The sequence below is a fragment of the Halomonas sp. B23F22_10 genome (assembly GCF_043496975.1).
In the GTDB taxonomy this organism is placed as follows: Bacteria; Pseudomonadota; Gammaproteobacteria; order Pseudomonadales; family Halomonadaceae; genus Halomonas; species Halomonas smyrnensis.
On record NZ_JBIEKF010000005.1, the window covers coordinates 160,375 to 175,793 of the forward strand.

The window sequence follows — 15,419 nt, forward strand, 5'->3', positions numbered from 1 at the left end:
TAGTGCCTAGGGCGCCTCGACCGCCACGCCGGCCACCGGCTCGTCCATCACCTCGATGCCCATCTCCTCGAGCCGGTCGCGGCCGAAGCGGGCCGCGAAGGCCGGACTCGCCAGGCTGATCCAGTCGTCGTCGGCGGCGTTGCGTACCAGCATCATCACCGCCAGGTCATGTTCGACGGCCAGCGCCATGCCCTCGTCCTCGCCGAGTACCGACATGGCGGTCGCCCAGGCGTCGGCGCGGGCATTGGAATCGTCCACCACCGTCACCGAGGCCATGCGATGCCGGATCGGGCGGCCGGTGCGCGGATCGATGGTATGAGAGTAGCGCCGGCCGTCTTCCTCGAAGTAGTTGCGATAGTCGCCGGAGGTGGCCACCGAGGTGTCCTCCAGCGGCAGCACGTACTTGGCCCGGGGCCGACCATCGCGGGGAATCTCGACGCCGATGCGCCAGGGCTCGGCCTCGCCGTCGCGATGGCCGGCCACCTCGAGCTCGCCACCGATGTTGACCAGATAGTTGTCGAGGCCCTGGGAGGCCAGATAGGCCGCCACCCGATCGGTGGCGTAGCCCTTGGCCACGCCGGAGAGGTCCACGAACACGTCCTTGAGGCGACGCGCCCGACGCTGATCCGCATCGATCTCCAGGGTGTCCATGCCGACCTCGGCGAGGCGCTGCTCGATCAGGTCGTCTTCCGGCACCTCGCGCGGCCTCGCCTCGGGGCCGAAGCTCCACAGGTTGACCAGCCCGCCCACGGTGACGTCGAAGGCGCCGTTGCTGGCCTCGCCCACCCGACGGGCGATCGACAGCACCTCGATCAAGGGCGCGGAGAGCGTCTGCCACTCGCCCAGCGGGGCGTGATCGAAGGCCACCAGCTCGGCGTCGTCGCGATAGGTGGACATCGAGGCATCGACGCCCTCGAGCTCGTCGAGGATGCCCGCCTCAAGCTCGTCGCGGCGCTCGGCGGTGATCGGGTCGGCCAGCGTCACCTGGTAGAAGGTGCCGAAGATATCGCCCTCGAGCGTGACCGGCGTCTCGAGCGTCCGCTCGGAGCAGCCGGCCAGCAGGACGATCAGCATCAGCGTCACAAAGGCGAAGCGAAGGCGTGGGAGTGACATGGAAGCTCCAACAATAGGTCGGTACTGCATCAACCGAACAACCAGATCAGGGCAATACCCAGCAACAGGCGATAGACCACGAAGGGCTGCATGCCGATGCGGCGAATGAAGACCAGGAAGAAATGGATACACAGGTAGGCGCTGATACCGGAGAGCACGGTGCCCGCCGCCAGATCGCCCCAGGCCACCGGCACCGACGCCTGAGCCAGCGCCAGGGCCTCCAGACCACCGGCCAGCACGATCACCGGGATCGACAGCAGGAAGGAGAAGCGTGCCGCCGCCTCCCGCGACAGGCCGAGCACCAGCGCCGCGGTCATGGTGATGCCCGAGCGCGAGGTGCCGGGAATCAGCGCCAGCGCCTGGGCCAGGCCGATCCACAGGGCATCGCGGCCGCTCATGCGATACTCGCTGCGGGTGCCGCGATGGCGCCAGTCGGCGATGCCCAGCACCACCCCGAAGACGATCAGGCCACCGGCCAGCACCAGCGGCGAGCGCATCACCTCCGAGATGACGTCCTGGAAGGCCAGCCCCACCACGCACACCGGTATCGTCGCCAGGATCACCCACCAGGCCAGGCGGGCGTCATCGTCGGTGCCGCGGCCGGCGACGCTGCGCCCCCAGCTGGCCGTCATGGTCACCAGCTCGTGGCGGAAGTAGAGCACCACCGCCATCAGGCTGCCCAGGTGCAGGGCCACGTCGAAGGCCAGCCCCTGATCGGACCAGTCGGAGAAGACCGGCACCAGGATCAGGTGCGCGGAGCTGGAAACGGGCAGGAACTCGGTCAGCCCCTGGACGAGAGAAAGCACAACGATCTGTAGCCAATCCATGGTCGGTCTCAATCAAGCGAATTCAAGGAGATATAAACGTCACGAGGGCATACTGACCCGCCCTTCGTGTTGGCGTTCCCTTACCCGACGGGCAGCACCATGGTGGCGATGCCGAAGTAGATCAGCACCCCGGTGGCATCGATCAGGGTCGTGACCAACGGCGCCGAGGCCGTGGCCGGATCCCAGCCCAGGCGATCGAGCACGAAGGGCAGGCACAGGCCCAGCAGGCTGCCGACCAACACGATGACGATCATGCTGACCGCGACCACCATGGCCACCGCCTCGCCGCCGCGGAACACGCCGATCGGCGCCACGGCGAGCGCCATGGTCAGCCCCAGCGAGCCGGCCACCAGCAGCTCGCGGCCGAACAGCTTGCCCCAGTCGCGCACCCCGACGTCGCCGGTGGCCATGCCGCGCACCGTCAGGGTGGCCGCCTGGGCGCCGGCGTTGCCGCCGCTGCCGATCAGCAGCGGCAGGAAGAACACCAGCGCCACCTGGGCCGAGATGGTCGCCTCGTAGTGGGCGATACCGGCCCCGGAGAGCAGGTTGCCGAACACCAGCAGCACCAGCCAGGTCACCCGCTTGCGATACAGGCTCAGCAGCGGTACCCGACTGACGCCGCCCTCCAGCGCGCCGATCGACATCCCCTTGTGGAAATCCTCGGTGGCCTCGGATTCCATCACGTCGAGGGCATCATCGTGGGTGACGATGCCGACCAGCCGGCGCATCTCGTCGACTACCGGCAGGGCCAGCAGGTCGTAGCGGGCCACGATCCGGGCGACTTCTTCCTGAGGCGTGTCCACCGAGGTATGGATGACGTCATGGATCATCATGTCGTCGACCCGGGCCCCGGGCCGCGCCACCATCAGCTGGCGCAGCGACATGGTGCCGGCCAGGCGACCCTCGGGGTCGATCACGTAGAGCTGGTAGACCGTCTCGGCGTCCGGCGCGGTCTGGCGCACCCGCATCATCGCCCGGGACACCGTCATCCCGGCGGGAATGGCCACGTAGTCGGAGGTCATCAGCGCGCCGGCGGTGCCTTCCTCGTAGCTGGCCAGGCGCTTGAGCTCCTCGCGCTCCTGATGCGCCATGCGCCTGAGCAGCGCCTCGCGGCGATCGTCGTCGAGGACCTTGAACAGGTCGGCACGCTCGTCGCCGCCCATTTCCTCGAGCACCGCCTGAAGGCGGTCGTCGCCCATGCCCGCGACGATCGCCAGCTGCTCCTCGCCATGCAGATAGCCCATCACGTTGGCACGCCGCTCCAGCGGCAGGCGGTCCAGCAGCGCGCGGGCGCGCAGCTCCTGCTCGCGTTCGAGCAGGTCCTGGAGGATCTCGGCGATGTCCGCGGAGCGCAGCTCCGGCAGCTGGGCGCTCAGGCGCGCGCGATCATCCGCCTCGAGGGCGACGAGCAGGCCTTCCTTGTGGCGATTCAGGGCATCGCTGAGCGGCATGATCTTTCCTCCCTGTGCCGGCGCGAACGAAAACGCCCCCCGGCCGGGCCAGGGGGCAACATGATCGCACAGGGCGTGGAGGGCGTCAGCTTCCCCTATCGGAAGGCGGCCCGATCAGATGCCGACCAGGCCTTCCCACCACTGACGCAGCGACGCCCACCCGTCCGGCACCGTTCTCGGCGTCGGCCGCCAGTGATCGGCGGGATCATAGACGGCAACCGGTGATGCCCACGCCGGGCGGCGATTCACCGCACCGTCATCTCTTGCGGGGGATCGCCAAAAAAAAGCGCCCCCGACCGAGTCGGGGGCGCTTTCATCGCGCGGGGCGGGGCGCACAGCCTTAGCTGCTGCGACCCACCTTGCGGCGCAGCTGCTGGATGGTCCGCAGCTGGGCAGCGGCCTCGGCCAGTTCGGCCGTGGCGCGGCTGTAGTCCAGCTCGGCGGACTTGTCCTGCATCGCCTTGAGGGCCTGTTGGCGGGCCTCTTCGGCGGCGGCCTCGTCCAGGTCGTCGGCGCGCACGGCGGTGTCGGCGAGCACGGTGACGACCTCGGGCTGAATCTCGAGGAAGCCGCCCGAGACATAGAAGTGATCCTCTTCACCTCCGCCACGGACGATGCGCACCGGGCCGGGGGCCAGTTCGGTGAGCAGCGGCGTATGCCCCGCCAATACCCCGAGATCCCCCGCGCGACCGGCTGCCACGACATGCTCGGCTTCGCCGGAGAAGATCGACGCCTCGGCGCTGACGATCTCGCACTTGAAGGTTTTCGTCATGATGACGTCTCCCAGGTGGAGGGATTACTTCATCTGGTTGGCTTTCTCGACGGCCTCGTCGATGGTGCCGACCATGTAGAAGGCCTGCTCCGGCAGCTCGTCGTACTCGCCGTCGAGGATGCCCTGGAAGCCACGGATGGTTTCCTTCAGCGACACGTACTTGCCGGGAGCGCCGGTGAAGACCTCGGCGACGAAGAACGGCTGCGACAGGAAGCGCTGGATCTTACGCGCCCGAGACACGGCCAGCTTGTCCTCGTCGGACAGCTCGTCCATGCCCAGGATGGCGATGATGTCCTTGAGCTCCTTGTAGCGCTGCAGCACGCCCTGCACGCCGCGAGCGGTCTTGTAGTGCTCCTCGCCGACGACCAACGGATCCAGCTGACGAGAGGTGGAATCCAGCGGGTCGATGGCCGGGTAGATACCCAGCTCGGCGATGGAACGCGCCAGTACCACGGTCGCGTCGAGGTGCGAGAAGGTGGTGGCCGGGGACGGGTCGGTCAGGTCGTCCGCGGGCACGTACACCGCCTGCACGGAGGTGATGGAGCCGGTCTTGGTGGAGGTGATGCGCTCCTGCAGGACGCCCATCTCCTCGGCCAGGGTCGGCTGGTAACCCACCGCGGAGGGCATGCGGCCCAGCAGTGCGGACACCTCGGTACCGGCCAGGGTGTAGCGGTAGATGTTGTCGACGAACAGCAGCACGTCGCGGCCTTCATCGCGGAACTTCTCGGCGATGGTCAGGCCGGTCAGGGCCACGCGCAGACGGTTCCCGGGCGGCTCGTTCATCTGGCCGTAGACCAGCGACACCTTGTCGAGAACGTTGGACTCCTGCATCTCGTGATAGAAGTCGTTGCCCTCACGGGTACGCTCACCGACACCGGCGAACACGGAGTAACCGCTGTGCTCGGTGGCGATGTTGCGGATCAGCTCCATCATGTTGACGGTCTTGCCGACACCGGCGCCGCCGAACAGGCCGACCTTGCCGCCCTTGGCGAACGGGCACACCAGGTCGATGACCTTGATGCCGGTCTCCAGCAGCTCGCTGGTGGCGGCCTGGTCGGCGTAGCCCGGTGCCTTGCGGTGGATCGGCATACGCTCTTCTTCGCCGATCTCGCCCGCCTCGTCGATGGGCTCGCCGAGCACGTTCATGATCCGACCCAGGGTCTCCTTGCCGACCGGCACGGAGATGGCGGCCTGGGTGTTGGTGACGTCCATGCCACGCTTGAGGCCCTCGGTGGAGCCCATGGCGATGGTGCGCACCACGCCGTCGCCCAGCTGCTGCTGGACTTCGAGAACGGTCTCGGCATCCGAGACCTTCAGCGCGTCGTAGACCTTGGGAACATCGTCCCGCGGAAACTCTACGTCAATCACCGCGCCGATGATTTGTACGATACGTCCGCTCATCTTGGTTCCTCTCAAATACCTGCAAATGAAACCCGGTTGCCGGAAGGGATTCGCCCTTCCTCGGCGTTATACGGCGGCGGCGCCACCGACGATCTCGGAGATTTCCTGGGTAATGGCCGCCTGACGGGCCTTGTTGTACACCAGCTCCAGGTCGTCGATCAGATTGCCGGCATTGTCGGTGGCACTCTTCATGGCGATCATCCGCGCGGCCTGTTCGCAGGCCACGTTCTCGACCACCGCCTGATAGACCTGCGCCTCGACGAAACGCACGAGCAAGCTGTCCAGCAGCTCCTTGGCATCCGGCTCATACAGGTAGTCCCAGTTTCCGGGACGCTTGTTTTCTTCGTTCTGCTCTTCGGCACCCATCTCGGGCGACAGGGGCAGCAGTTGGCGAACCACCGGCTTCTGCGTCATGGTGTTGACGAATTCGTTGAACACCACGTACAGACGATCCAGCTTGCCCTCGTCGTAGGCGTCCAGCATCACCTTCACGCTGCCGATCAGCTCGTCGGCTTCCGGCGCCTCGCCCAGGCCGCTCTTGGCCGCGACCAGGCTGCCGCCGTACTTGCGGAAGAAGCTGGTGGCCTTGCTGCCCAATGCGCAGAATTCCAGCTCGGCGCCGTTGTCGCGCCAGGCCTTGGCCTCCTTGACGACGGCCTTGAACATGTTGACGTTCAGGCCACCGCACAGGCCGCGGTCACTCGACACCACGATGTAGCCGACCCGCTTGACCTCGCGATCCAGCATCCACGGATGCTTGTACTCGGGGTTGGCGTCGGCGACGTGGCCGACCACCTTGCGGATCTGCTGGGCGTAGGGCTGGCTGGCCTTCATCCGGTCCTGCGCCTTGCGCATCTTCGACGCAGCGACCATCTCCATGGCACTGGTGATCTTCTGCGTGTTCTTGATGCTGCCGATCTTGGTGCGTATCTCTTTTGCAGCTGCCATAGCGATCTACTCCGTTCGTGGCCCTCAGAAAGCTCCAGGGCCCGCTCCCCGGGAGGAGCGGGCCGGCGGGGTCACCAGCTCTGAGTGGCCTTGAACTTGTCGAGACCGGCCTTGAGGCCGCTCTTGATGTCGTCGCTGTAGTCGCCGGACTCATTGATCTTGTCGAGCAGCTCGGCGTGCTCGGCCTTCATGTAGTCCTGCAGGGCACGTTCGAAGTCCAGCACCTTGTTGACCTCGACGTCTTCCAGGTAGCCCTCGTTGGCGGCATACAGGGAGACGGCCATCTCGGCCACGGACATCGGCGCGTACTGGTTCTGCTTCATCAGCTCGGTGACGCGCTGACCGTGCTCCAGCTGCTTGCGGGTGGCCTCGTCCAGGTCTGAGGCGAACTGGGCGAAGGCCGCCAGCTCGCGGTACTGGGCCAGGGCCAGACGCACGCTGCCGCCGAGCTTCTTGACGATCTTGGTCTGGGCGGAGCCACCGACACGAGACACCGAGAGGCCGGCGTTGATCGCAGGACGGATGCCCGAGTTGAACAGATCGGTCTCGAGGAAGATCTGACCGTCGGTGATGGAGATCACGTTGGTCGGCACGAACGCGGAGACGTCGCCACCCTGGGTCTCGATGATCGGCAGCGCGGTCAGCGAGCCGGTCTTGCCCTTGACTTCGCCGTCGGTGAACTTCTCGACGTAGTCGGCGTTGACGCGCGCGGCGCGCTCGAGCAGACGGGAGTGGAGATAGAAGACGTCACCCGGGAAGGCTTCACGGCCCGGCGGACGACGCAGCAGCAGCGAGACCTGACGATAGGCCACGGCCTGCTTGGACAGATCGTCATAGACGATCATGGCGTCTTCACCGCGGTCGCGGAAGTACTCGCCCATGGTGCAGCCGGAGTAGGCGGCCAGGAACTGCATCGGGGCCGGATCGGCGGCGCCGGCGGCGACCACGATGGTGTGCTCCATGGCGCCGTGCTCTTCGAGCTTGCGCACCACGTTGGCGATGGTCGACTGCTTCTGACCGATGGCCACGTAGACACAGGTGACGCCGGTGCCCTTCTGGTTGATGATCGCGTCGATGGCGATCGCGGTCTTGCCGATCTGGCGGTCGCCGATGATCAGCTCACGCTGGCCGCGGCCGATCGGCACCATGGCGTCGATGGACTTGAAGCCGGTCTGGATCGGCTGGTCGACGGACTGACGGGTGATGACGCCCGGGGCGACCTTTTCCACCGCGTCGGTCTTGTCGGTGCCGAGCTCGCCCTTGCCGTCGATCGGGTTACCCAGGGCATCGACCACGCGACCGCGCAGCTCGGGGCCCACCGGGACCTCGAGGATGCGGCCGGTGCACTGGGCGGTCATGCCCTCTTCGAGCTGCAGGTAGTCGCCCAGCACCACGGCGCCGACGCTGTCGCGCTCGAGGTTCAGCGTCATGCCGTAGATGCCGCCGGGGAACTCGATCATCTCGCCGAACATCGCGTCGGTGAGGCCGTGGATCTGCACGATACCGTCAGACACGCTGACGATGGTGCCCTGGTTGCGGGCTTCGGTCGCGACATCCAGCTTCTCGATACGCTGCTTGATGATGTCGCTGATCTCGGAAGGATTCAGTTGCTGCATGCCATGTCCCTCAGACTCAGGCGGAAAGGGCCTCGTGGAGGCGGTTCAGTCGACCGCGCACCGACCCGTCGATGACGGTGTCGCCGGCGCGCAGGATGACGCCTCCCAGGAGGGTGGAATCCACCTGAGTGGTAATGGAGATTTCGCGGTTCAGACGCTTGGCCAGCGCGCTCGCGAGCTTGTCCTGCTGCGCTTCGTCCAGCGGGAAGGCAGAGACGATGTCGACGTCCATGCGCTTCTCCTGCTGGGCCTTGAGCAGCTCGAATTGCTCGGCGATGACCGGCAGGGCCGTCAGGCGACCCTGCTGTCCGACCAGACGCAGGAAGTTGCGCACGTCGTCGTCGACGGCATCGCCGCAGATCTCGACGATCGCATCCACCTTCTGTGCGCTGGAGAGTCGCGGGTTGCCCAGCACCCGACGGCGCATGTCGTCGTCTTCGACGACATGCGCCACGGTGGTGAGCATGCCGGACCAGTCCTCGAGCGCCTTACGTCCGACGGCGTGTTCGAAGGCCGCCTTGGCGTAGGGGCGAGCGACGGTAGACAGTTCCGCCATGGGTCACCTCCTCCTCAAAGCTCTTCGGCAAGTTGGTCAACGAGCTTGCCGTGCTGCTTCTCGTCGATGGAGGCTTCCAGGACTCGCTCGGCACCGACGATGGCGAGCCGCGAGACCTGACCACGCAGCTCTTCCTTCGCGCGGTTCACTTCCTGGTCGATCTCGGACTTGGCCTGGGCGATCATGCGCTCGCCTTCCTGGCGGGCCTGGTCGCGCGCCTCATCGATCATCTGGGTGGACCGCTTGTGGGCCTGTTCCAGGATCTCGGCCGCTTGCTCCTTGCTTTCACGCAGCGTCTCGCTGGCCTGCTGTTCGGCCAGTTCGAGGTCGCGAGAAGCACGGCTGGCAGCATCCAGGCCATCGGCGATCTTCTTCTGGCGCTCATGGAGCGCGTTGCTGATCGGCGGCCACACGTACTTGGTGCAAAACCAGACGAAGATCGCGAAGGCGATCATCTGTCCGATAAGCGTCATGTTGATATTCACAGGGGCGTACCTCTGACAGATTCGTGGCGACCGGAAACAAGCAAACCGAGCGCAGCGCGCTCGGTATGCCAATCGTTAGCCGGCGACAACGAAGATCAGGTACATCGCGATACCAACGCCGATCATCGGCACGGCGTCCAGCAGGCCGGCCATCAGGAAGGTCTTGGTCTGCAGCTGGTTGCCCAGCTCCGGCTGGCGAGCGGTGGTCTCGAGCAGCTTGCCGCCCAGCAGAGCGAAGCCGATACCAGTACCCAGAGCGCCCAGGCCGATCATGAGGGAAGCGGCGATGTAGACGAGTTCCATGATGATACTCCTTACGAGTTGAGGTTAAGTTTCAAGGGTTTATCGGGTATTACGCGATTCAGTGATGCTCGTGAGCAGCGTTCAGGTAGACCACCGTCAGGACGGTGAAGATGAACGCCTGCAAGGTGATGACCAGGATGTGGAAGATGGCCCAGGGAACGTTGAGGGTCCAGGACACCCAGAACGGCAGCAGGGCGATCAGGATGAAGATCACCTCGCCGGCAAACATGTTACCGAAGAGACGCAGGCCAAGGCTGAGCGGCTTGACGAGCAGGCCGATGATTTCCATCACCAGATTGAAGGGGATCAGCAGCCAGTGGTTGAAAGGCGTCAGCGACAGTTCCTTGGCGAACCCTCCGAGGCCCTTGACCTTGATGCTGTAGTAGATGATCAGGCAGAACACGCCCAGCGCCATGCCCAGGGTGGCATTGGGATCGGTGGTCGGTACGAGCTTCATGTACTCGACCCCGAAGCGGGCGAACAGGGCGGGGGCGAAATCGACCGGCACCAGCTTGAGCAGGTTCATCAGGAAGATCCACACGAACAGCGTCAGCGCGATCGGCGCGATCAGCGGATTCTTGCCCTTGAAGGCGCCGTGTACGGTGGATTCGATGAACTCGAAGACCATTTCGATGGCGTTCTGCAGCTTGCCGGGCACACCGGTGGTCGCGGCCTTGCCGACCTTGCGGAACAGCCAGATGAACAGCGCGCCCATGGCCAGCGACCAGCCCATGGTATCCAGGTGAATGGCCCAGAACCCCATCTCCTGAGCCTCGCCAGCGGAGTGCGCGATGGACCAGCCGTTCTCGGGGTGGTAGCCATATGTCAGGTTTTGCAGATGGTGCTGGATATACTCCACAGGAGTCGGGTTATTGCCTGCCATGAGCTGCCTCGATTTCAGTGGGGTAATGGTCGCGTGCCCAGCCAGGCGGCCAGCCAGTGAACGAACAGCATCACCACATAAACGCCAAAGAATAAAGCATGATTTGAGGGGGGCACTGCGATGAACACCACCGCGAACAGAGCCACCGTCAAACCAAACTTTCCCGCCTCCGCACGATAGAGGCCGCTCACCATCCGGCGCGCCTGGCGGCCGCCCCGATGACGAAACATTCGCCAGACGAAGTAGCCGTTGGCGATCAGCGCCACACCGCCACCCAGCAGGATCGAGACCGCGTCTCCCGGGCTTCCCAGGAGCCATCCCAAGCCGGACAGCGCACCGAGCATAGCAACCTGCGCGGCCATCAACCATCCGAGAATCGGGCGCCTGTACCTGGCTGCCATGGGATCTCCGTGCACGTTGCCGACATTGGGGCCGACATCGGCATCCCGTTTCCTCGCGCCCGCCGTTCGCAGTAGCCAATGGCGAGCCCGGCGCGATTATAGGGAACCCCCTCGATGCCTTCAACCGATCGCGGGCCGATATCGCGCGAAAACGCCCCAGCTTACGACTAAAAGTCGATAAGTTTCGGCAAACCGTTTAGCACCCTAACTGGGGCTACTTGATATGGCCGAGGATGCCGTCCAGCTCATCGAGGCTCGAATAGCGAATGGTCACTCGCCCCTTCCCGCCGCGGCCGTGCTGGATCTTCACCGGCGCGCCGAGCAGGTCCCCGAGGCGCGATTCCAGACGCGCCACATCGGGGCTCGCGGCCGGCGCCTCGGCCTTGGCCGGCTGTCCCTCCGCGAGTCGCTTCACCAGCGCCTCGGTGGCGCGCACCGTGAGGTCCTTGTTGACCACCTCGTGGGCGGCCTGGCGCTGCTTGGGGCCCGACAGCGCCAGCAGTGCCCGGGCATGGCCCATGTCCAGATCGCCACGCTCGAGCAGCGTCTGCACCTCGGGGTCCAGCGCCAGCAGCCGCAGCAGGTTGGCCACCTGGGCCCGGGAACGGCCTACCGCGTCGGCGGCCTGCTGCTGGGTCAGCTCGAACTCGTCGAGCAGTCGCTTGAGCGCCAGCGCCTCCTCGATGGGATTGAGGTTCTCGCGCTGGATGTTCTCGATCAGGGCCAGGGCCAGGGCGACCTCGTCGGTGACCTCGCGGATCACCGCCGGAATGACGTCGAGCTCGGCCAGCTGCGCGGCCCGCCAGCGCCGTTCGCCGGCGATGATCTCGTAGCGCTGCTCGCCGATCGGCCGCACCACGATCGGCTGCATCACGCCCTGGGCGCGAATCGAGTCGGCCAGCTCCTCGAGGGCCTCGGGCTGGATGTCGCGGCGCGGCTGGTACTTGCCGCGGGACAGCTGGCCCAGCGGCAGGCGCTCGAGCCGCTCGTCGGCGGCGGAAGCCATCGGCTCGGCGCCGTTGAGCTCGCCCTCCTCCGGCGCCTCTTCTGCCCCGGGCAGATCCAGGCTTTCGCGGCGGCGGGCGCCGGCGCCGATCAGGGCATCCAGCCCGCGTCCCAGAGCGCGTTGTTTGCGCGTCATCGAGTTCCCCTCATCGGTAAGCACCAAACGGTGTCGGCTACAGCGACAGGCGGCGAATCAGTTCCTTGGCCAGCACCCGGTGTGCCTGGCTGCCCCGCGAGAAGCGGGCATACTTGGTGACCGGCAGGCCGTGGCTGGGCGCCTCGGCGACCCGCACGTTGCGCGGGATGGTGGTCTTGAGCAGGGCATCGCCGAAGTAGTCGCGCAGCTGCTTGCTGACGTCGCGGGTCAGGCTGTTGCGGCCGTCGAACATGGTCCGCAGGATGCCATGGATCTCGAGACCCGGGTTCACGCTGGCCTTGATCTGCTCAACGGTATCGAGCAGCGCCGAGAGCCCTTCGAGGGCGTAGAACTCGCACTGCAGCGGGATCAGCACGCCGTCGGCGGCGGTCAGGCCGTTGACGGTCAGCATGTTGAGCGACGGCGGGCAGTCGATCAGCACCACGTCGTATTCGCCGGCGACCTCGCCCAGCGCCTTGACCAGGCCCTGCTCGCGCCCTTCCTCGCGGTCGAGAAGCTCGACCTCGGCGGCGGTCAGGTCGCCGTTGCCGGGCAGCAGCGCGTAGCCGGCCTCGGGGCAGTCCAGGATCACCTCGGTGGCACGCTTCTCGCCCAGCAACACGTCGAGCACGCTGCCGTCGAGGGAGTGCTTGTCGACGCCGCTGCCCATGGTGGCGTGGCCCTGGGGATCCAGATCGACCAGCAGCACGCGGCGCTCGAGGGAGGCCAGGCTGGCGGCCAGATTGACGGCGGAGGTGGTCTTGCCCACACCACCCTTCTGGTTGGTCAAGGCGATAATCTTGGTCACGACGACATCCTTGCGTTGGGAGACAGGGTTCACGGCGGCGCCCGGCGGGCTCCCCGGAGGCGGCTCAGCGCTCCCCGGGGGCGCGCTCGAGGATCACCAGGCGGCGATCGCCGACCGAGAAGGGCACCCTCAGCGTATGGCGGGCCACTGCCGCGATCCCTTCCGGCAGGCCGGCGAGCTCGTCCTCCACGGCGGGCCCCTTCATCGCCAGCCACTGACCGCCCTCCCCCGGCAGCTCCCGGCTCAGGGCGAGGAAGTCCTCGAGGCTGGCGAAGGCCCGCGAGATGACCTGATCGAAGCCGCCGGCGGGGGCCTCGAAGGCCTCCACCCGGGCCTGCACGGGCGTGACCCGCGCAAGGCCCAGCTCCATCACCGCCTGACGCTGGAAGCGTACCTTCTTGCCGTTGCTGTCGAGCAGCGTGACGTCGAGCTCGGGCGCGAGAATCGCCAGCACCAGCCCCGGCAGGCCCGGGCCGGCGCCGACATCGAGCAGGCTCGGACCGGTCACGAAGGGCAGCACGGCGGCGCTGTCGAGCACGTGCCGCGCGACCATCTCCTCGGGATCGCGTACCGCGGTGAGGTTATAGGCGCGATTCCACTTGTGCAACAGGCCCACCAGGGCCACCAGCCGCTCGCGGCGATCCGCCGCCACGTCGAGGCCGAGCTCGGCCAGGCCGCGCTCGAGGCGGTCGTTCAGGATCGTATCGTTCGGGGTCATCCGTTGGCCACTCGGGTGTCGTCCAGCAGGCGTCGTTTCTTGAGGTGAATCAGCAGAATCGAGACCGCCGCCGGGGTCACGCCGGAGATACGACCGGCCTGGGCCAGGGTCTCGGGCCGCGTCTCGATGAGCTTCTGGCGGATCTCGTTGGACAGCCCCTCGACCTGCTCGTAGTCGAAGTCGTCGGGCAGCCGGGTGGCCTCGTGCCGCTTGAGCTTGTCGATCTCGTCCTGCTGACGATCGATGTAGCCCTGGTACTTGGCCTGGATCTGCACCTGTTCGGCGACGCGCTCGTCTTCGACCGGCTCGCCGACCAGCCCGGCTAAGTCGGCATAGCCGAGCTCCGGACGCTTGAGCAGGTCCAGCAGGTTGTATTCGCGGGCCAGGGGCTGGCCGGTCTTCTCGGCCACGCGACCGGCGGCCTCGGTGCCGGGCTGCACCCAGCTGGCCTTGAGGCGCGCGCTCTCGGCCTCGATGCCTTCGCGTTTGGCGCTGAAGGCGGCCCAGCGGCGGTCATCGATCAGGCCCAGGCCACGGCCGGCCTCGGTGAGTCGCAGGTCGGCGTTGTCCTCGCGCAGCAGCAGGCGATATTCCGCCCGCGAGGTGAACATCCGATAGGGCTCCTTGGTGCCCAGGGTGATCAGGTCGTCGACCAGCACGCCGAGGTAGGCCTCGTCGCGCCGCGGCCACCAAGCCTCGAGCCCGCTGGCTCGACGGGCCGCGTTGAGGCCGGCCAGCAGCCCCTGGGCGCCGGCCTCCTCGTAGCCGGTGGTGCCGTTGATCTGCCCGGCGAAGAACAGGTTGTGGATAAATTTCGTCTCCAGCGAGTGCTTGAGGTCTCGCGGATCGAAGAAATCGTACTCGATGGCGTAGCCCGGACGGGTGATGTGGGCGTTCTCCAGGCCCTTCATCGAGCGCACGACCTGCAGCTGGACGTCGAACGGCAGCGAGGTCGAGATGCCGTTGGGATACAGCTCGTGGGTATCCAGGCCTTCCGGCTCGATGAAGATCTGGTGGCTCGCCTTGTCGGCGAAGCGATGCACCTTGTCCTCGATGGACGGGCAGTAGCGCGGTCCGACGCTCTCGATGCTGCCGGAGAACATCGGCGAACGATCGAGGTTGGCGCGGATGATCTCGTGGCTGCGCTCGTTGGTCTGGGCGATATGGCAGCTGATCTGGCGCGGGTGCATCTCGCGGCTGCCGAGATAGGACATCACCGGCGTCGGGGTATCGCCCGGCTGCTCCTCGAGCATCGAGAAGTCCACGCTCTTGGCATCGATGCGCGGCGGGGTGCCGGTCTTCAGGCGATCGACGCGGAACGGCAGCGCACGCAGGCGCTCGGCCAGGGCGTTGGAGGGCGGATCGCCGGCCCGGCCACCGCGACTGTTGTCCAGCCCGATGTGGATCACCCCGCCGAGGAAGGTGCCCGTGCACAGCACCACGGTCTCGCCCATGAAGCGCACGCCGGTCTCGGTGACCACGCCGCGCACGGTGTCTCCGTCGACGATCAGGTCGCCGGCGGCCTGCTGGAAGATCGTCAGGTTGGCCTGGTTTTCCAGCATGCCGCGGATCGCCGCCTTGTAGCGCACGCGATCGGCCTGGGCGCGGGTGGCGCGAACGGCGGGACCCTTGCGGGAATTGAGTACCCGAAACTGGATGCCGCCCTTGTCGGTGGCGAGTCCCATGGCGCCGCCCAGCGCATCGATCTCCTTGACCAGATGGCTCTTGCCGATCCCGCCGATGGCGGGATTGCAGGACATCTGGCCGAGGGTCTCGATGTTGTGGGTCAGCAGCAGGGTCCGGCAGCCCATGCGAGCCGAGGCCAGGGCGGCTTCGGTCCCGGCATGGCCACCGCCGATGACGATGACGTCGTAGCGGTCGGGGTACTCCAAGGTTCACCTCGATCGGCGCCGGTGCGCCGAATGTTGCGGTTCAGGGGTCGAATCAGCCCGCCAGTATAACCCTCTTGTGGGTAATCGTCAGGGTTTTCCACACC

Annotated in this window: 16 protein-coding genes; all 16 read right to left on the bottom strand. The window is 66.3% G+C overall.

Annotated features, from left to right (window positions below; all coding sequences use genetic code 11):
• Positions 1-6: 6 nt before the first annotated feature.
• The 16 genes from ACGTNF_RS12995 to mnmG all read right to left on the bottom strand — a co-directional run bounded on the left by ACGTNF_RS12995 (position 7) and on the right by mnmG (position 15,315).
• A complete protein-coding gene (locus tag ACGTNF_RS12995) occupies positions 7-1,113 on the bottom strand; it encodes an FAD:protein FMN transferase (RefSeq protein WP_394602047.1) in 1,107 nt (368 codons plus the stop codon).
• A gap of 29 nt (positions 1,114-1,142) precedes the next feature.
• Positions 1,143-1,940 carry an undecaprenyl-diphosphate phosphatase gene (locus tag ACGTNF_RS13000; protein ID WP_394602048.1) on the bottom strand — a complete coding sequence of 266 codons (798 nt, stop codon included), beginning with the start codon at positions 1,938-1,940 and terminating at the stop codon, positions 1,143-1,145.
• An 80-nt stretch (positions 1,941-2,020) separates the two neighbouring features.
• Positions 2,021-3,391 carry a magnesium transporter gene (gene mgtE / locus ACGTNF_RS13005; protein ID WP_394602049.1) on the bottom strand — a complete coding sequence of 457 codons (1,371 nt, stop codon included), beginning with the start codon at positions 3,389-3,391 and terminating at the stop codon, positions 2,021-2,023.
• 340 nt (positions 3,392-3,731) lie between these two features.
• The gene (locus ACGTNF_RS13010) at positions 3,732-4,163 is read right to left on the bottom strand and encodes a F0F1 ATP synthase subunit epsilon (protein ID WP_394602050.1); all 432 of its coding nucleotides are present in this window, start codon (positions 4,161-4,163) and stop codon (positions 3,732-3,734) included.
• Positions 4,164-4,187: 24 nt separating this feature from the next.
• A complete protein-coding gene (atpD, locus tag ACGTNF_RS13015; RefSeq protein WP_016854219.1) occupies positions 4,188-5,564 on the bottom strand; it encodes a F0F1 ATP synthase subunit beta in 1,377 nt (458 codons plus the stop codon).
• 66 nt (positions 5,565-5,630) lie between these two features.
• Positions 5,631-6,512, bottom strand: a complete 882-nt coding sequence (gene atpG, locus ACGTNF_RS13020; RefSeq protein WP_394602051.1) for a F0F1 ATP synthase subunit gamma — start codon at positions 6,510-6,512, stop codon at positions 5,631-5,633.
• 71 nt (positions 6,513-6,583) lie between these two features.
• Entirely contained in the window at positions 6,584-8,128 is a 1,545-nt protein-coding gene (atpA, locus tag ACGTNF_RS13025; protein ID WP_016854217.1) for a F0F1 ATP synthase subunit alpha, read from the bottom strand.
• A 16-nt stretch (positions 8,129-8,144) separates the two neighbouring features.
• Positions 8,145-8,684, bottom strand: a complete 540-nt coding sequence (locus ACGTNF_RS13030) for a F0F1 ATP synthase subunit delta (RefSeq protein ID WP_016854216.1) — start codon at positions 8,682-8,684, stop codon at positions 8,145-8,147.
• A gap of 14 nt (positions 8,685-8,698) precedes the next feature.
• Positions 8,699-9,169: a F0F1 ATP synthase subunit B gene (locus ACGTNF_RS13035; protein ID WP_026068332.1), complete on the bottom strand. Its 471-nt coding sequence runs from the start codon at positions 9,167-9,169 to the stop codon at positions 8,699-8,701.
• 75 nt (positions 9,170-9,244) lie between these two features.
• Positions 9,245-9,472 carry a F0F1 ATP synthase subunit C gene (gene atpE / locus ACGTNF_RS13040; protein WP_016854214.1) on the bottom strand — a complete coding sequence of 76 codons (228 nt, stop codon included), beginning with the start codon at positions 9,470-9,472 and terminating at the stop codon, positions 9,245-9,247.
• Positions 9,473-9,530: 58 nt separating this feature from the next.
• Positions 9,531-10,355: a F0F1 ATP synthase subunit A gene (gene atpB / locus ACGTNF_RS13045; protein WP_394602052.1), complete on the bottom strand. Its 825-nt coding sequence runs from the start codon at positions 10,353-10,355 to the stop codon at positions 9,531-9,533.
• Positions 10,356-10,369: 14 nt separating this feature from the next.
• Positions 10,370-10,756 (bottom strand): ATP synthase subunit I, encoded by a 387-nt coding sequence (locus tag ACGTNF_RS13050; RefSeq protein ID WP_394602053.1) that lies wholly within the window; start codon positions 10,754-10,756, stop codon positions 10,370-10,372.
• 214 nt (positions 10,757-10,970) lie between these two features.
• Complete coding sequence (locus ACGTNF_RS13055) at positions 10,971-11,897, bottom strand: ParB/RepB/Spo0J family partition protein (protein ID WP_394602054.1); 927 nt, start codon at positions 11,895-11,897, stop codon at positions 10,971-10,973.
• 37 nt (positions 11,898-11,934) lie between these two features.
• Entirely contained in the window at positions 11,935-12,705 is a 771-nt protein-coding gene (locus ACGTNF_RS13060) for a ParA family protein (protein ID WP_016854210.1), read from the bottom strand.
• A 64-nt stretch (positions 12,706-12,769) separates the two neighbouring features.
• Positions 12,770-13,423 carry a 16S rRNA (guanine(527)-N(7))-methyltransferase RsmG gene (gene rsmG / locus ACGTNF_RS13065; protein WP_152480049.1) on the bottom strand — a complete coding sequence of 218 codons (654 nt, stop codon included), beginning with the start codon at positions 13,421-13,423 and terminating at the stop codon, positions 12,770-12,772.
• Positions 13,420-15,315 (bottom strand): tRNA uridine-5-carboxymethylaminomethyl(34) synthesis enzyme MnmG, encoded by a 1,896-nt coding sequence (gene mnmG / locus ACGTNF_RS13070; RefSeq protein WP_394602055.1) that lies wholly within the window; start codon positions 15,313-15,315, stop codon positions 13,420-13,422. Before mnmG ends, rsmG begins: the two co-directional genes overlap by 4 nt.
• Between the last annotated feature and the right edge of the window lie 104 nt (positions 15,316-15,419).

What these genes read in the sequence shown, in the direction of transcription:
- ACGTNF_RS13000 (WP_394602048.1), bottom strand. Translation starts at nt 1,940, where the DNA reads ATGGATTGGCTACAGATCGTTGTGCTTTCTCTCGTCCAGGGGCTGACC.
- atpA (WP_016854217.1), bottom strand. Translation starts at nt 8,128, where the DNA reads ATGCAGCAACTGAATCCTTCCGAGATCAGCGACATCATCAAGCAGCGT.
- atpB (WP_394602052.1), bottom strand. Translation starts at nt 10,355, where the DNA reads ATGGCAGGCAATAACCCGACTCCTGTGGAGTATATCCAGCACCATCTG.
- ACGTNF_RS13030 (WP_016854216.1), bottom strand. Translation starts at nt 8,684, where the DNA reads ATGGCGGAACTGTCTACCGTCGCTCGCCCCTACGCCAAGGCGGCCTTC.
- ACGTNF_RS13050 (WP_394602053.1), bottom strand. Translation starts at nt 10,756, where the DNA reads ATGGCAGCCAGGTACAGGCGCCCGATTCTCGGATGGTTGATGGCCGCG.
- atpE (WP_016854214.1), bottom strand. Translation starts at nt 9,472, where the DNA reads ATGGAACTCGTCTACATCGCCGCTTCCCTCATGATCGGCCTGGGCGCT.
- ACGTNF_RS13055 (WP_394602054.1), bottom strand. Translation starts at nt 11,897, where the DNA reads ATGACGCGCAAACAACGCGCTCTGGGACGCGGGCTGGATGCCCTGATC.
- mgtE (WP_394602049.1), bottom strand. Translation starts at nt 3,391, where the DNA reads ATGCCGCTCAGCGATGCCCTGAATCGCCACAAGGAAGGCCTGCTCGTC.
- atpG (WP_394602051.1), bottom strand. Translation starts at nt 6,512, where the DNA reads ATGGCAGCTGCAAAAGAGATACGCACCAAGATCGGCAGCATCAAGAAC.
- atpD (WP_016854219.1), bottom strand. Translation starts at nt 5,564, where the DNA reads ATGAGCGGACGTATCGTACAAATCATCGGCGCGGTGATTGACGTAGAG.
- ACGTNF_RS12995 (WP_394602047.1), bottom strand. Translation starts at nt 1,113, where the DNA reads ATGTCACTCCCACGCCTTCGCTTCGCCTTTGTGACGCTGATGCTGATC.
- rsmG (WP_152480049.1), bottom strand. Translation starts at nt 13,423, where the DNA reads ATGACCCCGAACGATACGATCCTGAACGACCGCCTCGAGCGCGGCCTG.
- ACGTNF_RS13010 (WP_394602050.1), bottom strand. Translation starts at nt 4,163, where the DNA reads ATGACGAAAACCTTCAAGTGCGAGATCGTCAGCGCCGAGGCGTCGATC.